18 protein-coding genes and 2 tRNA genes are annotated in these 25,928 nt (G+C 70.5%); 14 read left to right on the plus strand and 6 right to left on the minus strand.

Features of this window, described 5'->3' with window-relative positions; genetic code table 11:
- Positions 1-400: 400 nt before the first annotated feature.
- The 7 genes from ACIBTM_RS31815 to ACIBTM_RS31845 all read left to right on the plus strand — a co-directional run bounded on the left by ACIBTM_RS31815 (position 401) and on the right by ACIBTM_RS31845 (position 9,628).
- On the plus strand, positions 401-1,633 hold the full coding sequence (locus ACIBTM_RS31815; RefSeq protein ID WP_395880840.1) for a DUF6801 domain-containing protein: 1,233 nt from the start codon (positions 401-403) through the stop codon (positions 1,631-1,633).
- 63 nt (positions 1,634-1,696) lie between these two features.
- Positions 1,697-2,818 carry a DUF6801 domain-containing protein gene (locus tag ACIBTM_RS31820; RefSeq protein ID WP_395880841.1) on the plus strand — a complete coding sequence of 374 codons (1,122 nt, stop codon included), beginning with the start codon at positions 1,697-1,699 and terminating at the stop codon, positions 2,816-2,818.
- A 532-nt stretch (positions 2,819-3,350) separates the two neighbouring features.
- Positions 3,351-5,579, plus strand: a complete 2,229-nt coding sequence (locus ACIBTM_RS31825) for a heavy metal translocating P-type ATPase (protein WP_395880842.1) — start codon at positions 3,351-3,353, stop codon at positions 5,577-5,579.
- Between the two features lie 50 nt (positions 5,580-5,629).
- A complete protein-coding gene (locus tag ACIBTM_RS31830) occupies positions 5,630-7,513 on the plus strand; it encodes a serine/threonine-protein kinase (RefSeq protein WP_395880843.1) in 1,884 nt (627 codons plus the stop codon).
- A 9-nt stretch (positions 7,514-7,522) separates the two neighbouring features.
- Positions 7,523-9,367, plus strand: coding sequence for a serine/threonine-protein kinase (locus tag ACIBTM_RS31835; RefSeq protein WP_395880844.1), 1,845 nt, complete (start codon positions 7,523-7,525; stop codon positions 9,365-9,367).
- A 78-nt stretch (positions 9,368-9,445) separates the two neighbouring features.
- Positions 9,446-9,520: transfer RNA gene (locus tag ACIBTM_RS31840), tRNA-Val, on the plus strand.
- A 36-nt stretch (positions 9,521-9,556) separates the two neighbouring features.
- Positions 9,557-9,628, plus strand: a tRNA-Val gene (locus ACIBTM_RS31845).
- 14 nt (positions 9,629-9,642) lie between these two features.
- Here the strand turns inward: ACIBTM_RS31845 and ACIBTM_RS31850 are convergent.
- The 4 genes from ACIBTM_RS31850 to ACIBTM_RS31865 all read right to left on the minus strand — a co-directional run bounded on the left by ACIBTM_RS31850 (position 9,643) and on the right by ACIBTM_RS31865 (position 17,908).
- On the minus strand, positions 9,643-11,160 hold the full coding sequence (locus ACIBTM_RS31850; protein ID WP_395880845.1) for an MFS transporter: 1,518 nt from the start codon (positions 11,158-11,160) through the stop codon (positions 9,643-9,645).
- A complete protein-coding gene (locus ACIBTM_RS31855) occupies positions 11,157-15,353 on the minus strand; it encodes a beta-ketoacyl synthase N-terminal-like domain-containing protein (RefSeq protein WP_395880846.1) in 4,197 nt (1,398 codons plus the stop codon). The genes ACIBTM_RS31850 and ACIBTM_RS31855 overlap by 4 nt, the downstream gene beginning before the upstream one ends.
- Positions 15,350-17,086 (minus strand): fatty acyl-AMP ligase, encoded by a 1,737-nt coding sequence (locus tag ACIBTM_RS31860; RefSeq protein ID WP_395880848.1) that lies wholly within the window; start codon positions 17,084-17,086, stop codon positions 15,350-15,352. Before ACIBTM_RS31860 ends, ACIBTM_RS31855 begins: the two co-directional genes overlap by 4 nt.
- A 162-nt stretch (positions 17,087-17,248) precedes the next feature.
- Positions 17,249-17,908: a hypothetical protein gene (locus tag ACIBTM_RS31865; protein ID WP_395880850.1), complete on the minus strand. Its 660-nt coding sequence runs from the start codon at positions 17,906-17,908 to the stop codon at positions 17,249-17,251.
- A 447-nt stretch (positions 17,909-18,355) separates the two neighbouring features.
- On the opposite strand from ACIBTM_RS31865, the gene ACIBTM_RS31870 reads away from it, so the two are divergent.
- Genes ACIBTM_RS31870 through ACIBTM_RS31890 form a run of 5 tightly spaced genes read left to right on the plus strand, consistent with a single transcriptional unit; the run spans position 18,356 to position 22,286 of the window.
- Positions 18,356-19,402 carry an alpha/beta hydrolase gene (locus tag ACIBTM_RS31870; RefSeq protein ID WP_395880851.1) on the plus strand — a complete coding sequence of 349 codons (1,047 nt, stop codon included), beginning with the start codon at positions 18,356-18,358 and terminating at the stop codon, positions 19,400-19,402.
- On the plus strand, positions 19,399-20,232 hold the full coding sequence (locus ACIBTM_RS31875; protein WP_395880852.1) for an SDR family NAD(P)-dependent oxidoreductase: 834 nt from the start codon (positions 19,399-19,401) through the stop codon (positions 20,230-20,232). The genes ACIBTM_RS31870 and ACIBTM_RS31875 overlap by 4 nt, the downstream gene beginning before the upstream one ends.
- On the plus strand, positions 20,229-21,455 hold the full coding sequence (locus ACIBTM_RS31880; protein WP_395880853.1) for a glycosyltransferase: 1,227 nt from the start codon (positions 20,229-20,231) through the stop codon (positions 21,453-21,455). The genes ACIBTM_RS31875 and ACIBTM_RS31880 overlap by 4 nt, the downstream gene beginning before the upstream one ends.
- A 28-nt stretch (positions 21,456-21,483) precedes the next feature.
- Positions 21,484-21,858, plus strand: coding sequence for a hypothetical protein (locus ACIBTM_RS31885; RefSeq protein ID WP_395880854.1), 375 nt, complete (start codon positions 21,484-21,486; stop codon positions 21,856-21,858).
- Positions 21,855-22,286, plus strand: coding sequence for a MarR family winged helix-turn-helix transcriptional regulator (locus tag ACIBTM_RS31890; RefSeq protein WP_395880855.1), 432 nt, complete (start codon positions 21,855-21,857; stop codon positions 22,284-22,286). Before ACIBTM_RS31885 ends, ACIBTM_RS31890 begins: the two co-directional genes overlap by 4 nt.
- On the opposite strand, the gene ACIBTM_RS31895 is transcribed toward ACIBTM_RS31890, so the two are convergent.
- Complete coding sequence (locus ACIBTM_RS31895; protein WP_395880856.1) at positions 22,252-22,704, minus strand: SRPBCC domain-containing protein; 453 nt, start codon at positions 22,702-22,704, stop codon at positions 22,252-22,254. The genes ACIBTM_RS31890 and ACIBTM_RS31895 overlap by 35 nt on opposite strands.
- 278 nt (positions 22,705-22,982) lie before the next feature.
- Between ACIBTM_RS31895 and ACIBTM_RS31900 the strand changes: the two genes are divergently transcribed.
- Positions 22,983-23,786 carry an LLM class flavin-dependent oxidoreductase gene (locus ACIBTM_RS31900; RefSeq protein WP_395880857.1) on the plus strand — a complete coding sequence of 268 codons (804 nt, stop codon included), beginning with the start codon at positions 22,983-22,985 and terminating at the stop codon, positions 23,784-23,786.
- A 159-nt stretch (positions 23,787-23,945) separates the two neighbouring features.
- On the plus strand, positions 23,946-24,929 hold the full coding sequence (locus tag ACIBTM_RS31905; RefSeq protein ID WP_395880858.1) for a TerC/Alx family metal homeostasis membrane protein: 984 nt from the start codon (positions 23,946-23,948) through the stop codon (positions 24,927-24,929).
- Between the two features lie 110 nt (positions 24,930-25,039).
- Here the strand turns inward: ACIBTM_RS31905 and ACIBTM_RS31910 are convergent, their stop codons facing one another.
- Entirely contained in the window at positions 25,040-25,612 is a 573-nt protein-coding gene (locus tag ACIBTM_RS31910) for a hypothetical protein (RefSeq protein ID WP_395880859.1), read from the minus strand.
- Between the last annotated feature and the right edge of the window lie 316 nt (positions 25,613-25,928).

The raw sequence follows: 25,928 nt of genomic DNA on the forward strand, positions 1-25,928 counted from the left end.
GCTTGCTGAACCGCGAGGTTACTCACGAAAGATTCCGGCAGGCAAGGCGGATGCGGGCCGGAAAAGGAGGATTGGCACGCATGAGATAGTTTTACGGGGTGCGATTGTCACCCTCATCAGCGGTTTCGAGAGTGGCCTTATCCGGCTCTGAACTGGGGAAACCCATGTGTCGCTACTAGGAACAGGCCCGTGGCACCGTGTCAGCGTGACAATTTACCGGCGGCACGTCAACTTTTCCGGGGAAGCACTTGATAGCGGTGTGGACGCGTCGTTAGTTTACTGTTCGGTTGCGATCCGTCAGACATCGTCGCTACCCGGAGAATTCTCACGGGCCGATATTCATCGCTCTGGGGAATTGTACGCCGTTTCGTATCATCGTTGATACCACGGAAGGACGATCGTGAGTCACCGTAGAGGAACCAAGAAGGCGGTCGCCGCCGCCGCTGCCGGTGCCGTGGGGCTTGCCACCGCGGTACTCGTGGTCGGGGCACAGTCCAGTGTCGCCGATCCGATCTCGCTCCCGCTCAACTATCACTGCAACCTGCCGCTCGTGGGGTCGCAGTCGCTCAAGGTGGTGATCAACACCGATCTTCCGCTGTCGGTCAAGACCGGTCAGCCGACCGGGACGTTCGACATCAAGGCCGTCTCCACGATCAACGCGGACACGGTCAGCGGGCTCAACCTGATCGGTGCGACCACGCTGGAAGGCCAGGCCATCGCGGCGGCGACCGTGGCGGCACCGGGGCTCAACCTCCCGGTCAAGGTCCCGAACGACATCGCCAAGCAGAACATCCCCACCTCGGGCGAGATGACGGTCAACGCGGCGGGCAAGACGCCTTCGCTGACCTTCAACCAGCCCGGCGAGGCGAAGATCACCGTGGGTGACCTGCAGCTGAAGGTCACCCCGCGCAAGGCCGACGGTTCGGTCACCGGCATCACGCCGGACGGCACGATCGACGCGCCGTGCACGCAGGATCCGGGCCAGAACAACACGCTGGCCACGATCAAGATCGGTGACGGTGGCGGCGGCACGACCACGCCGACCACTCCCACGACGCCGACCACGCCCACCACCCCCACGACGCCGACCACGCCGACGACCCCGCCCACTACCACCACCCCCGGTGGCGGGATCAAGTACGCGTTCGGCATCAAGGGGCAGACCGCGCTGAAGTCGCTCGGCAGCACGGCCGCGATCAACGGTGGCTTCGACGCGGACGTGGACCTCGCCTCGAAGACGTTCACCGGTGACCTGAAGCTCGACCCGTCGTCCACCCAGTTCAAGCTGTTCGGGTTCATCGACGGCCGCTCGGAGATCAAGGTCGAGCAGGTCGGCAAGCAGTCCGGTGAGCTCGTCGGCACCGGGTTCAAGGCGCACATCAAGTTCAACGTGTTCCTGCCGAGCGTGCAGGTCTTCGGGATCCCCATCAGCTCCGACCCGAAGTGCGGCACGGTCAGCCCGTCCACCAGCGAGATGACCACGGGTCCGGATTTCGACCTGCTCAAGGGCGGGAAGCTCACCGGTACCTACTCGCTGTCCGCGCTGCAGAACTGCGGTCAGCTGAACGACTGGATCAGCGCGTTCGCCAAGAGCGACGGCAACACGCTGGACCTGAACCTCACCAAGAAGTAGTCAGGCAGCCGGTCCCCGTCGCCTCCCGCGACGGGGACCGGTGCCGTTTTCGGGAAGGCGACCATGCCCCTTCGTGCCAACGTCCGGATACTGCTCGCGGCGGGCCTCATCGTGCTGATCACCGCCGGCTGCCTGCTGTTCGTCGCCGTCCGCAGCGCGGCGGCGGGTACGCCGGTCGACAAGAAGCTGTCGTTCACCTGCCCGTTCCCGCTGATCGGCTTGCAGAAGCTCGACGTGAACATCAAGGCCGACTTCGAGGTGCCGACAGCACCCGGCGGCACGCTCACCACCTCCGGGCTGACCATCACCGTGACCGTGCCGGACAAGGCGGCCCGCGGGCTGAACCTCGTCGGCGCCACCACCATCGAAGGCACCGCGGCGGCGGGCGTGACACTGGTCAACGGCGACGCGAACCCGCTTCCCGTGCGCATCCCGCTGAACGTCGCGAAGACCGATCTCCCGCCGTCCGGCACGTTCAGCCCGGTGGCGACCGGCTCCGTGCCCACGATCACGCTGGCGAAACCCGGCAAGACGACGCTCACCGTCGGCGACTTCACCACCCGACTCACCCCGAAGAAGGCCGACGGTTCCTTCACCGGGCTCGGCTCGTTCACCTCGGACTGCACGCTCGACCCCGGCCAGGATCCGGTCCTGCTCTCCTTCGAACTCGGCGACAAACCCGCGGGACACCGGTACGCGATCGCCGGGAAGACCGGCGTCAAAGCACTCGGCGCGGCCGCACCGCTGACCGGCACCTTCGACCTGAGCCCGACCGCGGCTACCGTGTTCAGCGGCGGCCCGGTGTTCGACAAGGCGCGCGCCGACTTCCGGCTGTTCGGCTTCCTGCCGGGCACGGCCGACCTGGAATTCGTCGCCGACGGAGCGCAAGGCGGCGAGCTCGCCGGGACCGGTTTCGTCGCGCGGCCCCGGTTCACCACCGTCCTCCCGCTCGTCACACTCGTCGGGATGCCGGTCAGCACCGGGCCGGGCTGCCGGACGTCGGCCCCGTCGACGGCGGAACTGCGCACCGGTGACGGCTTCACCATGGCGAAAGGCGGCGCGCTCGCCGGTACCTATTCGCTGGCGCCGCTGACCGGCTGCGGCGCGTTCACCTCGTACGTGAGCACCCTCTTCCAGGGAGACGGCAACACCTTCGAGCTCGCGCTGACCCCGCGCCAGGCCTAGTGGTCGGGTGTGCGGCGCGTGTGACCCTTGTGACTGCTGGTGCGCCTGGGGTGAGTGTGGCGAGCTGCGGGTCCGTGAAGGCCTCCTTCACTACCTTCAGGGTAGGTAAGGAGGCCTTCACGGACCTGGCCCGCAATCAGCTGCGGCCAGAAATCCAGTAGGTACCTAAGAAGCTGTTGGCTCTAGCCAGAATCGCCACTCACCAGGCCGGTTGGGCAGCTGAAGAACGTGAAGGCCCCCTTCCTGTACTTAGGCGCAAGGATGGGGGCCTTCATGTACTGGGGGAAGGTGTGAAGGTCGAGTTTCTTCGGCTGAGCCGAGGCAAGGAGGCCTTCACGGACCGGGGCCCTGAACGCCACTCACGACCAACCTGTACCGAAGGCTGACTTGAGACACCTGTTTCCACCACCACCGCAGTAGTCGGCCCGGCGGCGGGTCCGGTTCCCGTCGCCGGTAATCTGCTTCGCGACACCACCAGGGACACCTGTTCCACCACCGAGGAACCATCGGTGAAACCTGGGAGTGCCACGAAATGACGATTTCCGCGCCGGAGGCCGCCGTCCGCACGGTGGAGCTGACCGTGTCGGGGATGACCTGCGCCGCTTGTTCGGCGCGGGTGGAACGCACGCTGAACAAGCTCGACGGGGTGCGCGCGTCGGTGAACTACGCGACCGAGCGCGCCACCGTGCAGGTCCCCGAAGCGCTGGCCGACGACGTGCTCATCGAGCGGGTCCGCAAATCCGGCTACACGGCGGAGATCCGCGGCGACGAGGATCCGGACATCGGCTTCGCCCGGGTCCGGGATCTCCGGCGACGGCTGGTCGTCGCCGCGCTGCTGGCGATCCCGCTGGGGAACCTCTCGATCACGCTCGCCCTGGTGCCGCGGCTGCGCTTCCCCGGCTGGGAACTGTTGTGTCTCGCCTTGGCCGTTCCCGTCGTGTTCTGGTCCGCGCTGCCGTTCCACCGTGCCACGCTGCGGAATCTCCGTCATCGATCGTCCAGTATGGACACTCTGGTGTCGCTGGGGGTGCTCTCGTCGTTCGCCTGGTCGGCTTGGTCCGCCGTCGCGGGCGGCGCCGAACCCGGTTACTGGATCGGCTTCGGCCCGACGGCGGCCGGTGCCGACGCGATCTATCTCGACGTCGCCGCCGGAGTGACCACCTTCCTGCTGGCGGGCCGGTACTTCGAGAGCCGGTCCCGGCGCAGTGCCGCCGGACTGCTGGCCGCACTGGACGCCTTGGCCGCCAAGGACGTCCGGGTGCTGCGCGACGGGGAGGAGGCCATGGTCCCGATCGGCGAACTGGCCGCCGGTGACCTGTTCGTGGTCAAACCCGGGGAGTCCATCGCCGCCGACGGTGTCGTCCACAACGGACTGTCCACTGTGGATGTCAGTGCGGTGACCGGTGAGCCGGTACCCGCGGAGGTCACCACCGGGGACCGGGTCATCGGTGCTTCGATGAACCGGGACGGCAGGCTCGTCGTCCGCGCGACCGCGGTCGGCACGCACACCCAGCTGGCCCAGATGACCGCGCTCGCGGAACGCGCGCAGGCCCGCAAGGCCGCGGTGCAACGTCTGGTCGACCGGATCTGCGCGGTGTTCGTCCCCGCCGTGCTCGGCGTGGCCGCGCTGACGCTCGCGGTCTGGCTGCTCGGCGGGGCACCGGCGCGCGAAGGGTTCGCGGCGGCCGTCGCCGTTCTCATCATCGCCTGCCCGTGCGCGCTCGGGCTCGCGACGCCGACCGCGCTGATGGCCGGGGTCGGTCGCGGTGCTCAGCTCGGCATCCTCATCAAGGGCCCGGACGCGCTCGAGGCGAGCCGCACGGTGGACACGGTCGTGCTGGACAAGACCGGCACCGTCACCACCGGGAAGATGACCGTCACCGCGTGCCGTCCCGCCGACGGGTTCACCATCGGCGAGCTGCTGCGGTTCGCCGGGGCCGTGGAGGCCGGTTCCGAGCACGCCATCGCGGCGGCCGTGGTGACCGCGGCGCGGGCCGAGCTGCCGGGCCTGCCCCCGGTCGAACGTTTCGGCGCGCTGCCCGGGCTCGGCGCCCAGGGCGAAATCGAGGGGCGCCAGGTCCTCGTCGGCAACGCGCGGTTGTTCGCCGACCGCGGGATCACCGTCCCTGACGGCTTCACGGCCTCGGACGGCGCGACCGCGATCCTCGTCGCGGTGGACGGCCGCATCGCCGGGCACTTGGAGGTCCGGGACGTCGTGAAGCCGTCGGCACGGGCCGCCGTCGACGCCCTGCACGCGCTCGGCCTGCGGACCGTGCTGCTGACCGGCGACAACGAAGCCGCCGCCCGCGTGGTCGCGGACGAGATCGGCGTCTCCGACGTGCGCGCCGGAGTGCTGCCCGCGGAGAAGGCCGCGGTCATCGAGGAACTGCGGGCCGGGGGAGCGCGGGTCGCGATGGTCGGCGACGGGATCAACGACGGTCCTGCGCTGGCCACCGCGGATCTGGGCATGGCGATGGCGCAGGGCAGCGACATCGCGGTCCGCTCCGCCGACATGGTGCTGGTCCGCGAAGACCTGCGCGTGGTCCCCGACGCCATCCGGCTCGCCGACCGCACGCTGCGGATCATCCGGGGCAACCTGGTCTGGGCGTTCGGGTACAACGTCGCCGCGATCCCGCTGGCCGCACTGGGGCTGCTGAACCCGCTGATCGCCGGGGCGGCGATGTCGTTGTCGTCCGTGCTCGTCGTGTCCAACAGCCTCCGGCTCAAGGATTTCGGCCGGGCGGACCGACGCACCGCGTGACACTTGCGGGTGGTTTTGTACCATCGCCCCTCGGAACAAGGGGGGCCTTCGTGAAGCCGTTGAACACCGGCGAACCCACCGTCGTGGGGCGCTACCGGGTGTTCGCCGCGCTCGGCGAGGGTGGGATGGGCCGGGTGCTGCTCGGGACCTCCTCTGACGGGCGCCTGGTCGCGATCAAGCAGGTCCATCCGGGTTTCGCGCACGATCCCGGCTTCCGCGAGCGGTTCCGCCGGGAGGTCGAGGCCTCCCGCCTGGTGTCCGGCGCGTACACCGCGCCGGTGATGGACGCCGACCCGAACGCGCCGACACCGTGGCTGGCCTCGGTGTTCGTGCCGGGACCGGCACTGTCCGACGCGGTCTCCTCCGGCGGTCCGCTGCCGCCGGTGGCGGTCCGGCATCTCGCCGCGGGGCTCGCGCTGGCGCTCGGCGACATCCACCGTGCCGGGCTGATCCACCGCGACCTGAAGCCGAGCAATGTCATCCTCACCGGTGACGGTCCCCGGGTGATCGACTTCGGTATCGCCCGCGCCGTCGAGGGCGACTCCGAACTCACGCATACCGGCGCCGTCATCGGCTCGCCCGGGTTCATGTCGCCGGAGCAGGCCGAGGGCAAGCAGCTGACGTCGGCGAGCGACATGTTCTCGTTCGGCGCGCTGCTGGTGATGGCCGCGACCGGATCGAATCCCTTCACCGGGACGTCCACCCCGCACACCCTGTACAACGTCGTGCACCTCCAGCCCGATCTGCGGCAGCTGGCGCCGGAACTCCGGCAGATCGTCGAGCCGTGCCTGGCGAAGAACCCGGCGGACCGGCCGTCACCGGCTTGGGTACTGGAGCGGCTGGGCCCGATCCCGCCGATGACCAGCCCGTGGCCACCGGTCGTGTCGCACCTCATCGAGACACAACAGGCCGAAGTCCGGCGGCTGCTGAACCCGCCGCCCCCGAAGCGATCCCGGCGTGGCCTGTACGCGGGACTCGCCGCGGCCGCCGTCGTGCTGCTCGTCGGTGGCGTCGTCGCGGCGGTCTCCCTGTCCGGAGACGATCCGCCTCCGGCCGCCGTCGCGCCGAGTTCGCCACCTCAGCCGGACGAGCCGATCGCGACCCCGGTCAATCAGGACCCGCTCGGCCCGGACAACCTGCGCCGGGTCGACCTGTGCAAGGTCCTGGCAGGCCGCGACGTGCCCGGGTTCGGCAAGCTGAGCACGGAGATCGACATGCAGTTCGATTCGTGCACGTACTCGTCGCCCGCGGGCAAGTGGCTGGAACTCGCGGTCGGCGGCGACCTGGTCGAAGGCGAAGCCGGCGGTGAGCTGGAGGGGCTTCCGTTGCGGATCAAGGGCTCCGACGACTCGTGCGCGGTCGCCGTCCCGGTCTCCGGCCTGCCGAGCACCAAACTCACCGCCGACGTGAACTCGATGTCCACAAAGGACGCGGCGTGTTCGGTGGTGAAGGCCGCGCTCGCCGACGCGGTGAAGCGGATCCGGGCAGGCGGCCAGGAACGCGAGCTCCCCGCCGGGACCTTGGCGCCGCTGGACCCGTGTGCGCTGGTCGGCCCCGCGACGACGGACCGGCTGATCGGCCCGGTCGTCGAAACGATCCGCGAACATCTGCACCAATGCCGCTACGACGCGGCGGGCAGTGTCCGGCTGAGCCTTGTGCGGGCGTACCCGCCGGTCCAGTCGAAGGACTCGTACTACACGGGGACCGCCACCCTGGAGCTCGGCGGTGCCAAGGTGTACCTGGCGAAGAAGGACGACGGCGTGGCCCGCTCCACCTGTTCGCTGACCTGGCAGCATCGGTCCGTCAGCGACCGCGACGGGGAGAACGTCGAGCTCACCGTCGGGACGAGTGGTACGAAGATGACCGCCGACGAAGCCTGCGAGAAGGCCAAGGCCTTCGCCGGGGTGCTGCTGCAGAAACTTCCGAAACCCTAGGGCTGGTCAGTGAAACCGTTGAACCCCGGCGAACCCCGGCAGATCGGCCCGTACCGGATCATCGCCGAACTCGGCGAAGGCGGCATGGGCCGCGTCGTCCTCGGCTTGGCCCCGGACGGCAGGCTCGTCGCGGTCAAACAGCTGCACGCCCAGTTCGCGCACGACCCACGTTTCCGTGAGCGGTTCCGGCGCGAGGTCGCCACGTCGCGGCTGGTCTCCGGCGCCTACACGGCCGCGGTCATGGACGCCGACGCGGAAGCGGAAACCCCATGGCTCGCCTCGGTCTTCGTCACCGGACCTTCCCTGAAGGAAGCCGTGGACGCGGCCGGACCGCTGCCCGCCGAGTCGGTGCGGCTGCTGGCGTCCGGACTCGCCGCGGCGCTGACCGAGATCCACCGTGCCGGGCTGATCCACCGGGACCTCAAGCCCAGCAACATCATCCTGACGAGTGATGGCCCCAGGGTGATCGACTTCGGCATCGCGCGGGTGGCGGAGGACACGCCGGACCTCACCGGGACGGGCGCGATCATCGGCTCGCCCGCCTTCATGTCCCCCGAACAGGCGGGCAGCGGGCCGATCACCGGCGCGAGCGACGTGTTCTCCCTCGGCGCGATCCTGGTCATGGCCGCGACCGGCCGCGGCCCGTTCACCGGACCGACCGCACCGCAGACCCTGTATAACGTCGTGCACGCCTCGGCGGATTTCAGCGCCGTCCCGGACGAGATCCGGCGGGTCGCCGAGCCCTGCCTGACCAAGGACCCAGCGCGGCGGCCGACCCCAGAACAGATCCTGGACTTCCTCGGCCCCGTGCCGCCCGGCACGGCGCCCTGGCCGCCCGCCGTGCACGCCCGGATCCGGCAGCAGGACACCGAAGTGCGTTCGGTGCTGGCCCTGCCGCTGCCGATCTGGCGGCCGCCGCCCAAGAAAATGGCGCCGCGGACGAAGAAGATCCTGTTCGGCTCGCTCGCCGCGGTCGTCCTGCTCGTCGTCGCCGGGATGGTCGCGCTCGGCCTCGCCGTCGCCGAGCACGCCAAACCCGAGAATCCCGGGACGACCTCGCTGTCGGCGAGTGAGGCGCTCGCCGCGGAACGCCTGCGCCTGGTGGATCCGTGCAAGGTGCTCGCGGGCCGGTTCGTGCCGGAGTTCGGCACCCTGAAACCGGAGACCGGCCCGATCTACCCGGCTCGCTGCAAGTACACCGGGCTCAAGGGCGCCGACTTCGAACTCCGGCTCGGCGAAGGTGTGAGCACCAGCAGCCTCGAACGGACGGACCGCACAGCCGAAGGAGTGCCGTTGCTGCGCAGCACGATCAGCGGCGGCTGCGATTCGGTCGCGCAGCTGCCGGGGGACCGGCGGCTGGGCGTCGTCGTCTCCCATCCGGGCCGGGACGGCGATCCCTGCAAGGCCGCCGACGACATGCTGACCGCGGCGCTCACCCGGCTGCGCACGCACGAGGTCGACCGCGCCGGTGACCCGGCGAGCATCCTGCCGCTCGACCCGTGCGCGGTCGCCGACCCGGCGGTGCTCGGCAAGGCCATGCCCAACGCGCAGCCGGCCCCGCGGACGTTGCGGATCTGCGAGTGGGTGGGTGGCGGGGACACCCTGACCGTCGAGTTGCAGCGAGGTGCCTACGCGCCGGAGGGTTCGCCGGTCGACCTCCGCGGCGGTGTCACCGGCGACATGCGGGAGTTCGGCGGCTCGAACTGCGCCGTCACCTGGCAGCATCGTCCGCTGCCGGACCGCGAGGCCGAACACGTCGCCGTCCGGCTCCTGGCGCGCGAGGGGAGCGGAAGCCCTTGCGACCGGGCGAAGGAGATCGCGGGCTCGGTCGCTTCGCGGCTGCCGAAACCCTGAGCTTCGCGGATAGGGAACCCCTGTGACGGCCCCGAAACGGGGTCCGCTAAGCTATCGTCAGTACGAACGAAACACCACGCGCGTTTAGCTCAGCGGGAGAGCGCTTCCCTGACACGGAAGAGGTCACTGGTTCAATCCCAGTATCGCGCACCAGGTTCACTTCCTCCGGTGGACCGAAGTTCGTACCGCGGGCGATTAGCTCAGGGGGAGAGCGCTTCGTTCACACCGAAGAGGTCACTGGTTCGATCCCAGTATCGCCCACCGCAGTGAAGGCCTCACCCGTCGAGGGTGGGGCCTTTTGCGATTTCGGCCGGAAGTCCCGCGCTGACGAGTACGGCCACCAGGAACAGTCCACAAGCGACTGCCGCCGACACCTGAAGCCCTGTGGTACAGGCGGCTTTCGCGGCTTCGAGCACTTCGCCGGCTAAACGCGACGGCAGTCCCGAGACAGCCGCCTCCGCTTGAGCCGGTCCCGACAGGGCGAGCACCCGCGCCGGTTCGGGCACGCCGGCCGGGACAGCCAGATGCCCCGCGTACACGGCGGCGGCCAGGGAACCGAACACCGTCGTCCCGAAACCGGCGCCCAGTTCGTAGCCGGTCTTCTCCACCGCCGCGGCACCGCCCGCCTGGTCCGCCGACGTCGCCGAAAGCAGGGTGTCGGTGCTCGAAGTGAGCGCGAGCGCCATCCCCAGGCCCAGCCCGGTCAGCCCGGCACCCAGCAGTACCGGCGACGTCAGCGCGGCCGAACCCGCCGCCGGGACCAGCAACGAGACCGCGGCCACCGCGAACCCGGCCGTGCGGACCCGGGCGTTGCCGAAACGTCCCAGCAGGGACGGCGTCACCACACTGCCGACCGCCGAGGCGCCCAGTACCAGGAGCAGCCGGCCCGCCGCCGCCGTTGGCGAGAGTCCGAGCACCACCTGCAGGTATTGGGCGAACAGCAGGCCGAGCCCGACGAGCGTGCTCATCACCAGCAGCACCCCGCCGACCGCGGCGCGTACCCCCGGCCGCCGGAACAGGGCGAGGTCCAGCAGCGGCGGATCGGTCCGGCGCTGGCGGCGCAGGAACAGTCCGATGAGGACACTCCCGGCCACCCCCGAGGCGACGGCCGTGGTCCAGGCACCCGGATGCCCGACGGCGAAAGCGATCCCGAGGACACCACCCGCCGCCAGGGCCGCGCTGACGGCGTCCCACGGCCGCCGCCCGGGCGGGTTCCGGGGAAGCCAGCGCAGCGCCAGTACCACCGCCGCCAGGATCACCGGCGGGTTCAGCAGGAACGTCGCCCGCCAGCCCCACGCCTCGACGAGCACCCCGCCGAGGATCGGCCCGAACACCGACCCGGTGCCCGCGATCCCGCTGCACACCGCGATCGCCGTGCGGCGACGCCGCTGGTCCGGGAACAGCTCGCGGAGCAGCGACATCGTCACCGGCATGATCATCGCGCCACCGCAGCCGAGCAGCGCGCGGCAGCCCAGCAGCACCGGCACGTTCGGCGCGAACGCGCAGCCGAGCGACGCGATCCCGAACACGACGTACCCGGCGACCAGTACGCGCCGTCGCCCGTACCGGTCGCCGAGGGTGCCGAACGGCAGCAGCAGCGGCGCGGCGGTCAGCGGGTAGATCGCCACGATCCACACCTGTGCCGCCGCGCCCGGCCGCAGCTGCCGGACGAGGTCGGGCAACGCGACGTGCAGCACGGTCGCGTCGACCGCCACGAGGAAGAGCCCGGCGCCGAGTACCGCCAGCAACGGCCAGGCGCGGTCGACCGCTCGCTCGGCCCGGGCCGTGGTCACAGGAGTCCCGTCAGATGCCTCGCCACGACATCGACGTGCGGCGGGTCGACCACCGACAGGTGATGCGCCGCCACCGGCACGATCTCCAGCTCCGGGCACAGTTCCGCCCAGCCCGCCGCGAGATCCGTCCGCGAATACCGCGGCTCCATCGCCAGCCCGGCCGCGTACTGCTCGGTCGCCCGGTAGAGCACGACCCGCCCGTCGTAGCGGCGGGGTGTACCGCGTTCGGCCGCCAGCGTGTCCAAAAAGGACTGACGCTGGTGCCGTAGCACGCCGGGGCTGAGCAATCCCGCTTCGGCGACCCGCCGCATGGTCAGCTCGATCTGCTCCTCTTCGGGCAGCGGTGCCAGTTCCTCGTGGCCGAGCCGCACTTCGCGGCCGTAGGTGCCTTCGACGTAGCCGGTGAACCGCAGGAACCGCCGGGCGGAGGACGCCCTCGGATCGAGGTCCGGCTCCGGAAGCGGGAGCATCGTGTCGATCAGCGCGACGAATTCGACCTCCTCGCCTTCTTCGGCGAGCCGGGCGGCGACGCCGTACGCCAGCGCCCCGCCGAACGACCAGCCCGCCAGCCGGTACGGCCGGTCGCGAGATTGTTCCCGCACCAACGGCAGCAACTGCTCGACCCGTTCCTCGATGCTGACACCGGGTACGCGTTCGAACCCGACGCACGGCACCCCGGAGGGCAGCCGCTCCAGCAGCGGCCGGTACACGGTGCAGGTGCTGCCGCCAGGGTGGAACAGCAGCAGCGGCGCGACTCCGGCGTCACCGGGCGCGAGGACGTGCACCGGTCCCCGCTCCTCCCGCGTGTCGAGGACCGCGCGGGCGACGTCGGCGACGGCCGCGAGCGAGTCGTGCCGAAGGAGTTCGGCGGCGTCGACAGCCGTGGCGAGTTCGGTGCTGAGCCCCTCGGCGAGTAGTTCGGACAGCCGATCCGGTGCGGCCGTCTCGGTCAGCCGGACGTGTGTACCGGCCGCTTCGGTGCCGGTGTGTTCCTGCCACAGGCGCAGCACCAGCCGGTCCGCCGCGTCCCAGGCAAGACCGCGGGACGGCAGCGGTTCCTCGTTCTCGCGGGGCGCGAGATCGCGGCTGAGGTCGGCAAGCGTGGCGCCACGGAGCACGGCGGTGGCATCGGGTTCGGTGCCGAACTCCCGCCGGACGGCCTCGCGGATCCGGTTCGCCATCAGGGAATCCAATCCGAGCTCCACCAGCGGGACGTGGGCGTCGAGCCGGTCGGGACGCAACCCCATGACGGCGGCGACGATCTCGGTGAGCCGGTCGCCTCCGCCGCTCCGCACGGGTTCGGGCTCCGGGGTGCGGGCCGCGAACGACGGCGGTTCCCCGGCGGCGGTGTACCAGTGCCGTTCGTGCCGCCACGGCATCGGCGGGACGTCGACGAGCCGGGCCCCGTCGTCCGGATCGGCGGTGGTGATCCTGGTGCCCGCGCAGTACAGCTCGGCCGCGGCGGCGCCCAGCGCGCGGACCTCGTCCTGGCCCCGGCGCAAGGTTCCGGTGACGAGCGCGTCGTCGATCCCCTCGGCTTCGAGCGTCCTCGCCACCGAACCCCGGAGGATCGGATGCGGCGACACTTCGAGGAACACGCGGTGCCCGTCCGCGGCGGCGGCCGCCACGGCCTGCCGGAACCGCACCGGACGGCGCAGGTGCGTGGCCCAGTACCCGGCGTCGAAGTCCGGCAGCTCCTTCGGATCGGCCAGAACCGTGTCGTACCAAGGAACCGTCGGACGCCGGCCGCCCAGTTCGACGAGTGCCTCCCGGAGGGCGGGCAGCACGGGGTCGACGCGGGCGGAGTGCCCGGCGACCTCGACCGGCAGCCGCCGCGCCCGCAGCCCGGCGGCTTCGAGTTCGGCGACCAACAGGTCGAGTACGGTCGCGTCCCCGGCCACGGTCAGCTGCCCCGGTGCGGATTCGACGGCGAGTTCGATGTCCGGGTACAGGTCCAGCTCTTCGGGCGCCAGTTCGACCGCCGCCATCGCGCCGCCGGGCCCGATGGTGCCCAGGAGCCGGGCCCGGGTCGCGACCAGGTGGACGGCCTCGTCGGGCGTGAGCACGCCGCTCACCACGGCGGCCGCCGCGGAGCCGAGGGAGTGCCCGACGACGGCCGCGGGCCGGATGCCGAGTGCCTCCCACTGGGCGGCGAGCGCGATCTGCGTGCCGAAGATGGCCGTCTGGGTTTCGGGCAGGGACAAGGGATCCCCGCTGGTGAGCAGCGTGCGCAGCGAACGGCCGGTGTGCTCGGTGAACAGGTCGTGGAGCTTGTCGACCTGGGCGGAGAACGCGGGTTCGGCGGCCAGCAGCCCCTGTCCCATACCCGGCCACTGCGAGCCGTGGCCGGAGAACACGAACACCGGGCCGTCGGTGCTCCGGGCGGTGCCGGCGACCGCGCCCGCGGGCAGCGGATCGGCACCGGAGCCGACGGCGCGCAGCAACTCGGCCAGTTCGTCGATGTCCCCGGCGACGACGGCGGCGCGGTGCGGACCGCCGTTGTCCCGCCGGGAGAGCGTGTGGGTGACGTCGGCGAGGGAAAGCGACGGCGTGGCATCCAGCCAGTCCGCCAGCTGTGTCGCCCGTTCGGTGAGGCGGTCGTGGGTGCGGGCGGACAACAGCCCGATGCGGACCTCGTCACGGTCCGGGATCGGCTCCAGCGACGGCGCCTGTTCGAGGACGACGTGCGCGTTGGTCCCGCCGAAACCGAACGCGGACACCCCCGCCGTCGCCCGGCCGGACCGGCGCGGCCACGGCGTCGGTTCGGTCACCACCTTCAGGCGCAGATCGTCGAACGGGATATGCGGGTTGGGGGCGGTGAAATGCAGCTGAGGTGGCAGTTCGTCCCTGGTCATCGCGAGGACGACCTTGATCAGCCCGGCGATCCCCGCGGCCGCCTCCGCGTGCGCGATGTTCGTCTTCACCGAGCCGATCAGCAGCGGGGCGTCGGCGGGGCGGTTCTTGCCGAGCACCGCGCCGAGCGAGCGGGCCTCGATCGGGTCGCCCAGCAACGTGCCGGTGCCGTGCGCCTCGACGTAGTCCACTGTGGACGGATCGAGCCGGGCGCCGTGGTACGCCGTGCGCAGCATGTCCTGCTGGGCGATCGGGTTCGGCGCCGCCATACCCTGTGACCGGCCGTCGGAGTTGACCGCGGTGGAGCGGATCACCGCCAGCACCCGGTCACCGTCGTATTCGGCGTCCGCCAGCCGCTTGAGCACGACGACACCACAGCCCTCGGCACGCGCGATGCCGTCGGCGTCCGCGGCGAACGTCTTGCACCGGCCGTTCTCGGCGAGCAGCCCCGCCGCGGCGAACGCGGCCGTCGGGCCGGGCAGCAGCATGAGGTTCACCCCGCCGGCCAAGGCCAGATCCGCCTCGCCGTCGCGCAGCGCGCGTATCGCGTGGTGCACCGCGACCAGCGACGAGGAGCAGGCGGTGTCCACCGCCATACTCGGCCCGCGCAGGTCGTAGACGTAGGAGAGCCGGTTGGCCGCGATGCTCCCGGCCGCGCCGGTGGCGGTCCACAGATCCACGCCGCCGCCCGACATCGTGAGGTGGCCGTAGTCGTGGGTGGAGATCCCGGTGAACACCCCGGTCCGGCTGCCGCGCAGGGAGGCCGGGGCGATCCCGGCGTGTTCGAGCGCGGCCCAGGCGACCTCCAGCAGCATCCGCTGCTGTGGGTCCATTGTGGACGCTTCGCGCGGAGTGATGCCGAAGTGGTCCGCGTCGAAACCGGCCACGTCGTCGAGGAATCCGCCGACGGTCGGTGCGGCGTCGGCGCCCCACCGGCCCGGCGGCGCGGTCCTGACGGCGTCCCGGCCACTGCGCAGCAGCTCCCAGAACTCGTCGAGGCCGTCCGCGCCCGGCCAGCGGCAGCCGAGGCCGACGACGGCGACCGGATCGGTCCGGCGACGGTCCGTGCCCGCCTGTTCGGGTTCGGGCTCCGTGTCGCCAGCGAGCGAGCGGGCCAGGTGATCGATGGTCGGGCTTTCCCACAGCAGGGTGGCCGGGAGCGGAGTGCCGAGCAGGTCTTCGAGATCGGCGGCGATACCGACGGCCTGGCGGGAGGACAGGCCGTAGTCGCTGAGCGGGCGGTCGGCTTCGAGCCGGGCCGCGTCGACGCCGGTGTGCCCGGCGACGGTGTCCAGCAGCCAGCGGCGTAACGTGGGGGTGTCGAACGACGGGTTTCTCATCGCACCAAGGCCTTTCCGTAATCGCCGGCGAGGTAGCGGTCGCGGCAGGCGCTCCGCGCGATCTTGCCGCTGGAGGTCCGCGGGACCAGGCCCGCCGGGACGAGCACGACGTCGCGCAGCGCGAGGCCGTGCGCGTCGGAAACGAGCCGCCGGATCACCACGGCGAGCGCCCGCTCGTCCCCGGTGGTCAGCGCGGTGTGGCCGCGGTGCTCGGCGACGACGACCGCGGCTTCGGTGTCGGTGCCTTCGACGGCGAACGCGGCGACACTGCCGGGCCGGATGTCGCGGTCGGCCGAGGCCGCCGTCGCTTCCACGTCCTGCGGGTAGTGGTTGCGGCCGTCGACGATGAGCAGGTCCTTGATCCGGCCCGCGATGTAGACCTCGCCGTCGTACCGGACGCCGAGGTCGCCGGTGCGCAACCAGGGACCGTTCGGAAGTTCCCCGTGGTCGCCTGCCAGCCGGGCGCCGAAGGTTTCGGTGCTCTCCAAGGGTTTCTGCCAATAGCCCGTGCCGACGTTGGGGCCGTGGACCCAGATCTCGCCGACCGAACCGTCCGCCAGCGCGACCCCGGTTTCCGGGTCGACCAGCGCGACCTGCTGACCCACCGGGACACCGCAGGCGACCAGCCGGAGACCGTCGTCCGCCGTCCGTGCCGTTCCGGCTCCCAGCGCGGCGCGGTCGAACGTGGTGACCCGCGGCGGAACGCCGGGACCGGTGGTGACGAACACCGTCGCCTCGGCCAGCCCGTACGCGGGCCGGGTCTTGTCCGGGGTGTACCCGGCCTCGGCGAAGGTTTCGTGGAACCGGTCGAGCACGCCGGGATTGATCGGCTCGGCGCCGTTGACGATCGCGGCGACACGGTCGAGACGGAGCTTGGCGCGGTCCTCCTCGCGCACCCGGCTCGCGGCGTAGTGGAACGCGAAGTTCGGGGCGGCGCTCCAGCTCCCGTTGTGGTCGCCGAGCAGCTCCAGCCAGCGCACCGGGCGTTCGATGAAGGCCAGCGGATCCATCAGCACCGACCGCATACCCATCGCCAGCGGCGTGATCAGGCCGAGCACGAGACCCATGTCGTGGAACAGCGGCAGCCACGACACCGTGGTCCCCGCCGGATCGATACCGAGCCCGCGCACCGCCTGGCTGACGTTGGCGAGCACGTTCTCGTGGGTCAGCACCACTCCGGCCGGGCTGCGCGTCGAACCGGAGGTGTACTGCAGATACGCCACGTCGTCCGGTGCCGGGGCCGGGGCGGGCCAGGCGCGGACGGGCCCCGCCTTGTCGGCCGCGACGACCGTGACGTCCTCGCCGCCGGGCAGGCCCGCCAGGAACTCGCGGACCGCGTCCTCGGCCGCGGCGGTGGTGATCACCGCGGTGGGGGAGCAGTCGGTCAGTACCGCGGCGAGCCGTCCGGCGTGCCCGGGCAGCCCGGGATCGAACAACGGCACGGCGATCGCGCCCGCGGTGATCGCGCCGAGGAAGGCGACGACGTAATCGGCGCTCTGGGGGCACAGCACCGCCACCCGGTCACCGGGCCGGACGGGCAGCGCTCCCGCGACGGCGTCGACGCGTTCCTTGAGCTGTTTCCACGTCAGCGTCCGTCGGCGCCCGGCGCGATCGGTCGCGAAGTCGGCGAAGGTCACCGCAGGCCGGTCGCAATCGGTTTCCGCCCAATGCCGGAGGCAGTCGGGGAGGGTGGGGCCGGCCGTGGCGGGCAGGTTTTCGGGGGCCAAGGACATGACGTCTCCTCAATATCCAGGGTGAACCCGCGACCGCGATCGACGTCGGCAGGGCGCGGCTTGGTCGGCTAGGTCACGGTGGCGGCCTAGGCGCCCTGCCACCGCGATAGCGGGGCCTTCGGCCGGGCGGGTTCGGGAGTTCGGCGGGGGCGATGCGGGGGTTCAGCGGCCGAGCGGACCGGCGGCGTGCCGCCAGGCGTCGACGGCGAGCGCGTCGAGATCGAGGCCGGTCGTCCCGGCGTCACGAAGCACGACCAGCACGTCGTCGGCGGCGATGGCGACGGTGCGCAGACGCAGTCCCGGCAGTTCGGGGGGCTGCCCGGGGAGCGTCAGGAGTTGTTCGTAGGAAAGGGTTTTCGCGCCCGGCACGACGGGAGCGGGGTGGACGGTGACGGTCGACACCGCGGTACCGGCCGCGTCGTCGACCGTCACCTTCGGGCACCGCCCGGCCTGCGCGGCCCATGCCGCCAGGTCGGGTGGGTTCGTCATGCGGGCGACCAGTTCGGAGACCTGGCCACCGGGGACGGCGGACTGGAAGCCCTGGCCGGTGGCACCGTCGCCGACCAGCCTGCCGTGGACGACGTCGTCGCAACCACCGACGTCGACCCTGCTCTCCCCGCGGTCCGGGGTGGACAGTGCCGAGGCCACGTCGAAACCGTCGCGCGCGGACGCGTGCGGGACGGTTTCCGGCGGCAGCAGCGCGGCCTCCGGAACGGCGGGGGACGGCGGTGCGGGCGCGGCCTGAATCGATTCTCCGGGTGTACCGGAAATGGTCGCGACCGCGGCGGCGGATACGACGAGCGCGCGAATTCGGGCAGCCATGAATAGCCCTTTCGGAAGGGTCCTTGGGGAGGTGTGGTCCCTTCGGTGGGACGCGGGCGCCGGGGTCGCGTCAGGGAACGCCGAACCCGGGCGGCACGACGAAGGCTACGGCGGGAAATCGAATACCGGAAGGCGTCAAGAGAACGTAAATGTCCTTCGTGTACGGGGCGTGACCTGCGTGTTCCGGGCTTTTCGCAGGTGCGCGAGCCAGTCTGGTACTCCCGTGCCACAGTTGCTCACTGTCCGTGAGCGATGGGTCACCCGACTGGGGGAGGCTGATGGTTTTCTTGTTTCCCTCGCATTCATATTGTCCTCCCGGATTGTGGGCAGGACAATTGCGCGGAAGACGCGCATCCGCTTAACGTGTCGCCACCTCTGAGTTTCTTTCTCGGGTAACCGTCGTCACATTTTCGAATTCTGTCGAACGACCGAGACAAAGGATTACGTATGCGCAATACTTCGAGGCGGCTGCGGGTCTTCGCGTCGCTGGCGGCCGCCACCTGCTTGCTGCCCGGCGTCGTCGCGGCCCCGGCACGAGCCGAGAGCGGTGTCCCGGACGCCAGGGCCGATGACGGCTCGCACGTCGTGGCCCAGACCACTGTGGACGGTGACCCGCGGATGCTGGATCTCACCGTGCGCTCGGTCGGCGTCGGGAGTTACGCGATGGTCCGGCTGATCCTGCCGTCGGGGTGGGCGACCGAACCGGACCGGAAGTGGCCGGCGGTGTATCTGCTCGCCGGGGAGACGCGGCTGCAGGATTATCGCGGCTGGACCGCCAACACCGACATCCGGAAGCTCGCCGACGACTCCGGCGCGCTGGTGGTGATGCCGGGTTCCGGTTCGGCGGGGTTCTTTTCCGACTGGTGGAATTACGGCAAGAACGTCGTGCTCAATCAATGGGAGACGTTCACCGCCGTCGAGATCCCGCAGTTGATCGATCGCGGCTATCGCGGGGACGGCCGCCGGGTGGCGGCGGGGCTCTCGCTCGGCGGCTACGGCGCGGTCGAACTCGCCGCCCGGCGGCCGGGGGTATTCCGGTTCGCCGGGTCCTTCAGTGGCAACCTCAACCCCACGGGGCCGTATGGCGAGCTGCTGACCAGCGCTATCGTCGCCTCTGCCCGGCAGGACCCCGAAGCGCTCTGGGGTGACCGCCGGCGTGAGGCCTCCCGCTGGGACGCGCACGATCCGCTGGTGAACGCCGACCGCCTGCGCGGCACCGAGCTGTACCTGTCCACCGGCAATGGCCTCCCGGGGCCGTTCGACGGCAAGCTCCCGATCGACGTGCTGCCCGGCGCGATGCTGCTCGAATTCCTCTGCTCCGGCCAGACCACCGCGATGGCCGACCGGCTGAACCGGCTCGGTGTCCCGGTCATGACGGACTTCTACGGACCGGGCACGCATCACTGGGCGTATTGGCAGGACCAGTTGCACAAGACGTGGCCGAGGATGCTGCGTGCCCTCGCCGCGCCGGTGAAGGCGGGGGAGGCGTCGTGACCCGTCCGTCCTTTGTGGTCACCGGGGCGTCGAGCGGGATCGGCCGGGCGTGCGTGGCCGAACTCGTCCGGCGGGACGCCCACGTCTGGGCCAGTGTGCGCACCGACGCGGATGAAACGGAACTCGCGCGGACCTTCGGCGGAGCGGTCACCGTGCTGCGGATGGATCTCCGGGATCCGGCGTCGATCGCGGCCTGCGGGCAGAAGGTCGCGGCGGCGGGTCCGTTGCAGGGCCTGGTGAACAACGCCGGGATGGCCCGGCCGGGTCCGCTGGAACACGTCCCGCTCGACGATTTCCGGCAGCAGCTGGAGGTCAACGTCACCGGTCAGCTGGCCGTCACGCAGGCGATGCTGCCCGCGCTGCGCGCCGCGTCCGGTGCCAGGGTCGTGACGGTCGGGTCGATGGGCGGGCGGATCGCCGGGCCGATGGTCGGGCCGTATCACACGTCGAAGTTCGCTTTGGTCGGTTTGACCGACAGCTTGCGCGCCGAACTGGCCCCGTCCGGGATCGGCGTCGTCCTCGTCGAGCCCGGTGCCGTCGCCACCTCGATCTGGCCGCGGGCCCGCGCCGCCGCCGAACAGGTGCGGGCCGCACTGCCGGAAGCCGCGAGGGAAAGGTATGCGGCGCAACTGGACGAGGCCGAACGCAGTGCGGAACGGTCCGCGAGGAACGGTGTGCCGCCCGAGCGGGCGGCGCTGGTGGTGGTCCGCGCGCTGACCGCACGCCGTGTCGCGCCGAGGTACCTGGTCGGCCGGGACGCGCGTATCGCCGCGGTGCTGGCGAACCTGCCGTTCCGCCTCCGCTACCGGCTGACGGCGGCGAAGCGATGAGCCGGCTCGTCGTGATCGTCGCTCCCGGCTCACGAGGCGACGTGCAGCCGTGCATCGCCTTGGGGCGTGGCCTCGACGGCGATCGGGTGCGGGTGCTGGCGGCCGAACGGTTCCGGACCCTGGTGACCTCGCACGGCCTGGATTTCGCGCCGCTCTCGGCCGATCCCGGGGAGATCCTCAGTTCGGACGGTGGACGCGAATGGACGGAGGGGCGCACGTCCGTGACCTTCCTGCGCGGATTGCGCGGTGCGCTGGCCCCGGTGATGGAGCGCCTGCTGGCCGACGTCCACCAGGGAGCGGCCGGGGCGGACCTCGTACTCGCCCCGACGCTGGGATTCCTCGGCGCGCACCTGGGCGCGTCGCTCGGCGTTCCCGACGTCGAACTGCACTATCAGCCCAGCGTGCCGACGGGGGCCTTCGCGCATCCGCTGGTGCCGTGGGCGGCCAAAGCCGGGCCGTTCGGCAGGAGGCTGAGTTTCCGTGCCGTCGACACGGTCGCCTGGCAGGTACTGCGGCCGGAGATGGACCGCTGGCGCGAGCGGACACTCGGCCTGCCCACGGCCGGGCTGCGCGGGCCCCGGCGGACGGAAACCCCGGTGCTGTGCGGGTTTTCCGATGCCGTGGTGCCCCGGCCGAAGGACTGGCCCGCGAGGGTCCACGTCACCGGGTACTGGTTCCTCGAGGCGCCCGCGGCCTGGCGGCCGGACCCGCGCTTGCGGGATTTCCTCGCGTCCGGGCCGCCTCCGGTGTACGTCGGTTTCGGCAGTATGCGGCCGTCGGAGGCGGAACGGACGTTCGCGGCCGTCCGCACTGCGTTGCGCCGGGCAGGGTTGCGAGGGCTGCTCGGTACCGATGCCGGAGCCGACGAAGACGATCTGCTGACCGTCGGGGACGTTCCGCACGCGTGGCTGTTCCCGCGCACCGCTGCGGTGGTGCACCACGGTGGCGCGGGCACGACCGCGGCCGCGTTGCGCGCGGGTGCTCCTTCGCTGGTCTGCCCGGTCTTCTCCGACCAGCCCTACTGGGGCGACCGGGTCTTCCGGCTCGGCGCCGGGCCACGCCCGCTGCCGCTGCGGGAGCTGACCGCGGACTCGCTGACCGCGCGGCTGCTGGAACTGTCCGGCAACCTCCTGTTCCGGCGCGGAGCGCAGTACGTCGCGGGACGGCTGCGTGAGGAGGACGGGGTGGCGCGGGCCCGGCAGGTGCTGGGATCGGTGGGCTAAATGTATGCGTTTCGCATATAGTTGAGCCATGGAACTCGAAGCGGCGATCAACGAGTGGCACGAGAGTGTCAACGAAGGCGACCTGAGGCGATCGGCGGACGCGGTCGGAGATCCTGTCGTCGTCCTCGGGCCGAAGGGTGCCGGGCCGATCACGTCCGAGCAGTTCGCCGATTGGGTGGATCGCTCGGGGATCAGGCTGAAGCCGCGATCGTGGCATCCGGTCAGCGATCGACTGATGGTGGTGGAAGAGGACGCGACCTGGCCCGAAAGCGCGGGACCGACCCGGGTGGCGACCGTGTTCCGGGTGGGCGGCGGCAAGGTCACCGCGGCGCTCCGGCTGCCCGACCTGAAGTCCGCGCTGGAGCTGGCCTACATCTGCCGCGAGATGGCGGCCACCGAATGAGTGCCCAAGGTCCGGGTCAGGCGCTGTTCGCCTTCGTCCGGCACTGGTCACGCCGGACGGCGGCCGTCGCCGATCAGGGCCGTCTCGTCCTCGTCGGCGAGGCGGTCCACTCCCTCGCCGGGCGCGGGGCCGAGACGACGGTGAACGCGATCGCCGTCGAGATCGGCCTCGACCAGAGCGGCGCGTCGCGACTGGTCAAGGCCGCGATCGAGGCGGGCTACCTGTCCATGGAGGCCTCACGGAGCGATGGGCGCCGTCGCGAGGTTTCGTTGACGGCCGCGGGCCGATCCATGCTCGACCAGGCTCACCGCTGGCAGGAGCAGGTTTTCGAGCAGCTGACCGCCGGATGGAGCGAGAAGCGGCGAAGCGAGTTCCAGCGGGCCATGAGCGACCTCATCGACCGCTCCCATCTGCTGCATGCTCCGTGAGGTGGGCGGCGAGGCGGCCGAAGCAGGACTGCCAGCCTTCGATGTGGCTGTCGCGCTCCGCCACGGTCTCGAAGATCGCTTGATGGAACGACATCTCCGTCTTGCCGTCGAGGTCGGAGAGGGCGACCGTGACAAGGGTGTCGTGCCCACGGAAGCCTTCCGGTTCTTCCCAGGCGAAGCTGAAGACGAGCCGCTCCGGCGGGACGATCTCGTGGTAGACGCCTGATGCCCACAGCTCGGTCTCGCCGTCGCTGATGCAGGTGCGCCACTTGCCGCCCTCGATGAGGTTGACCGTGCAGGACTTGCTGGTGAACCCGGCCGGGCCCCACCACTGGGCGAGATGGTCCGGGTCGGTCCACACGCGGAAGACGAGCTCGCGCGGCGCGTCGAGGAGGCGGGTGATCGTCAGGTCGGTCATCGTGGTTCTCTTCCGCAGAGTATTCAACCGATAGGTTAATCAATGTCCTGGTTGAACTCTAGTGGCGTTGTCAACCTGGGCAGCACGCGTGATCAGACGGACGACACGCGTGACTGAGTGGACGGCACACGTGTCCAGCCGGACGGCTCGCGGTGGGACCGGTCGCGGCCGAGTGTCGTCCAACCGGTCACGCGTGTCGTCCGTCGAATCACACGTGCCGTCCACTCGGTCACGCTAAACCGCCCTGAACGTCGGTGCCGGTCCGTACGGTCACAGGCATGACTCTGCGTTCAGCACTCTGGCTGCCGATCTTCGACGAACTGGCCGATCCGGTGATCATCGCGCGCCTCGCCGCCGAAGCCGAAGAAGCGGGCTGGCACGGCTTGTTCGTCTGGGATCACATCCGCTGGCGCGAGCCGGTGCGCGCGATCGCCGATCCGTGGATCACCCTCGCCGCCGTCGCGTCCGCCACCGAGAACCTCGCCTTCGGCCCGATGGTCACGCCGCTGGCCCGTCGCCGTCCGGTCAAGCTCGCCCGCGAAACGGCCACTTTGGACCGGTTGGGCGGCGGACGGCTGATCCTCGGCGCAGGGCTCGGCAGCGACCGCTTCGGCGGGGAGTTCTCGAAAACCGGCGACGAACCCGACGATCGCAAGCGCGCCGAGATGCTCGACGAGTCGCTCGAGATCCTCACCGCCGCTTGGTCCGGCGAGCCCGTGCGGCATCACGGCGTGCACTACACGGTCGACGACATCACCTTCCTGCCTCGTCCTGCCCGCCCGGTCCCCGTCTGGCTTGCCGGTTTTCCGGGGAAGACGAAGCCGATGCGCAGGGCCGCGCGGTACGACGGATTCTTCCCGGTGAACCTGCCGCACGCGGACGAGTTCGCCGAGGCGGTCGAGACGATCACCGCACTGCGCGAAGGCGACGAGACGCCGTACGACTTCGCCATCGGGGTGCCCGCTGGCACCGATCTCGCACCCTATGAGCGGGCGGGGGCGACCTGGTGGATGGCCGAATTCCCCTGGGACGACCTGTCCGTCGACGCGGTACGCGGCGTCCTGAGGGAGGGCCCGGCTTGACCCTCGCTTTAATAACTCTTTACTAAATGCGATACTGGACAGACGAGGGGAGTACTTCCCAAGAGCCTGCCCGGTCAGTACGGACATTCCGCCGGTGTCCCCGGGAGGTCGCCCCAGCGGGGTGAAGGAGACCTCGAACTTCGAGTTCGAGGAGGCTCCATGCCCGAGTCCGTGGCAACCGTGGGATCGCCGGGGTTGTGGGCGATCAGCATCGCCGTCCTGTTGGCACTGCTCGTCGCCGATTTCGCGGTGACCCGGCGCCCCCACGAGGTGTCGATGCGGGAGGCCGCCGGCTGGTCGGCCTTCTACCTCGCGCTTCCGGCGGTGTTCGGGCTCTGGTTGTGGCTCGAATTCGGCGGCGGGCAGGCGCTGGAGTTCATGACGGGTTTCGTCGTCGAGAAATCCCTGTCGGTCGACAACCTGTTCGTCTTCATGCTGTTGCTCGCCGCCTTCGCGGTCCCGTCCGAGGTGCAGCAACGTGTCCTGCTGTACGGCATCGTGGGCGCGCTGGTGCTCCGCGGCGTGTTCATCGCGGCCGGCGCCGCGATGCTGTCGGCGGGAACCTGGGCGTTCCTCGTCTTCGGCGTGATCCTGTTCGCTTCGGCGGTCAAGATCCTGCGCGAGGCCATGTCCGGCGGTCAGAACGAGCTGGACCTTTCGCAGCTGCGGTCGGTCCGGTTGCTGCGCAGGCTGATGCCGGTCACGGACGACTATCGCGGCACCCGGCTGACCGTGCGTGAACACGGACGCCGTGCGCTCACCCCGCTGGCGGTCGTGGTCGTCGCGGTGTTCGCGACCGACGTGGTGTTCGCGGTCGATTCCGTGCCCGCGGTTTACGGCATCACCGAAGACCCGTACCTCGTGTTCGCCACCAACGCCTTCGCCCTGATGGGTTTGCGCGCCTTGTACTTCGTGCTCCACACAGCGCTCGCGAAGCTGGTCCACCTGAACCACGGTCTCGCGATCATCCTCGCTTTCATCGGGGTGAAGCTGGTCCTGCACTGGGCACACGGGATCTGGCCGTCGGTGCCGCAGGTTCCGACCCCGGCCTCGCTGGGCGTGATCGTCGCCGTCCTCGTCACGGTCTCGTTCACCAGCCTGTACGCGCGCCGTCGTGAAGCCGCCAGGACGGCACAGGAGTGAGCGATGATCACCGGACTCGTCGTCGGCTTCCTGATCGACCTGGCGTTCGCCGCCTTCTTCCTGGCCGCGCTGCTCCTGGTCTTCGCGGCGATGCGGCCACCGCGCTGATCTCAGGGAAAGCGGATCACGGTGATCCCGGTCAGTACGAAGAACACCAGCACCACCAGGGTGCCGCTGTGCCCGCCGGATGAACTGGTCACGACCTGCTCGACGGCGCCGGTGAGCCGCACGCCGCAGTCCGCGACGACGGTGTGCCTGCCCGCCTCGATCCGCGTGAACTCGACGGCCGCGGTGAAGGCACCGGTGCCGTCGGCGTAGGCGCCGCCGACGCGTTCGCCGTCCGACGTCAGCGTGACGCGTTCGCCGGGCGTGCAGCCCTTGCCCGTCGCGGACAGCGCGTCGCCGGGCTGCACGCTCGGCCGGTCGAGGATCAGGTCGTTCGGGCTCGGCGGGGTGCTGCTCGTCGACGGGACGTCCGTCGGCGGCGGGGGAGTGTCCGTTGTGGACGGTGGGTTCGTGGTGGGCGGCGTCGTCGTGGTGACCGGAGTGGTCGGCTTGGTGGTCGTTCCCGGCCTGGTCGGGGTGGTCACCGGGACCGTCGGCTTCGTCGTCGGAGGCACCTTCGTCGTCGGCGGCGCCGTGGTCACGGTCCCGGTCACGCGGTAGGTCGCGCTCCCGGTCAAGGGCTGGCCGGTCCTCGCGTTCGTGCAGGTGCCCGTAACCGTGTGGCTGTCAGGTGTCGCGTTACCCGGAACGGTCGCCCCGATCTGTCCACTAGGGGCACTGACCGACGTGATCGCCGCTCCGTCCCACGAGAAAGAAATCGGTCCTTTGCATGGGGAGAAATTCCAGGAAATGGTGAAGGAACTCCCGGCGGGTCCGCTCGAAGGTTTCAAACCAACTGTGGACTGATACGGGGACTGCTGGGCGTTTCCCGCTCCCACCTGGGAAAGCAGGAACAACAAACCGGTCACGGCGCCGAATATCAGGCGAACCACG

The organism is Amycolatopsis sp. NPDC049868 (assembly GCF_044461365.1).
In the GTDB taxonomy this organism is placed as follows: Bacteria; Actinomycetota; Actinomycetes; order Mycobacteriales; family Pseudonocardiaceae; genus Amycolatopsis.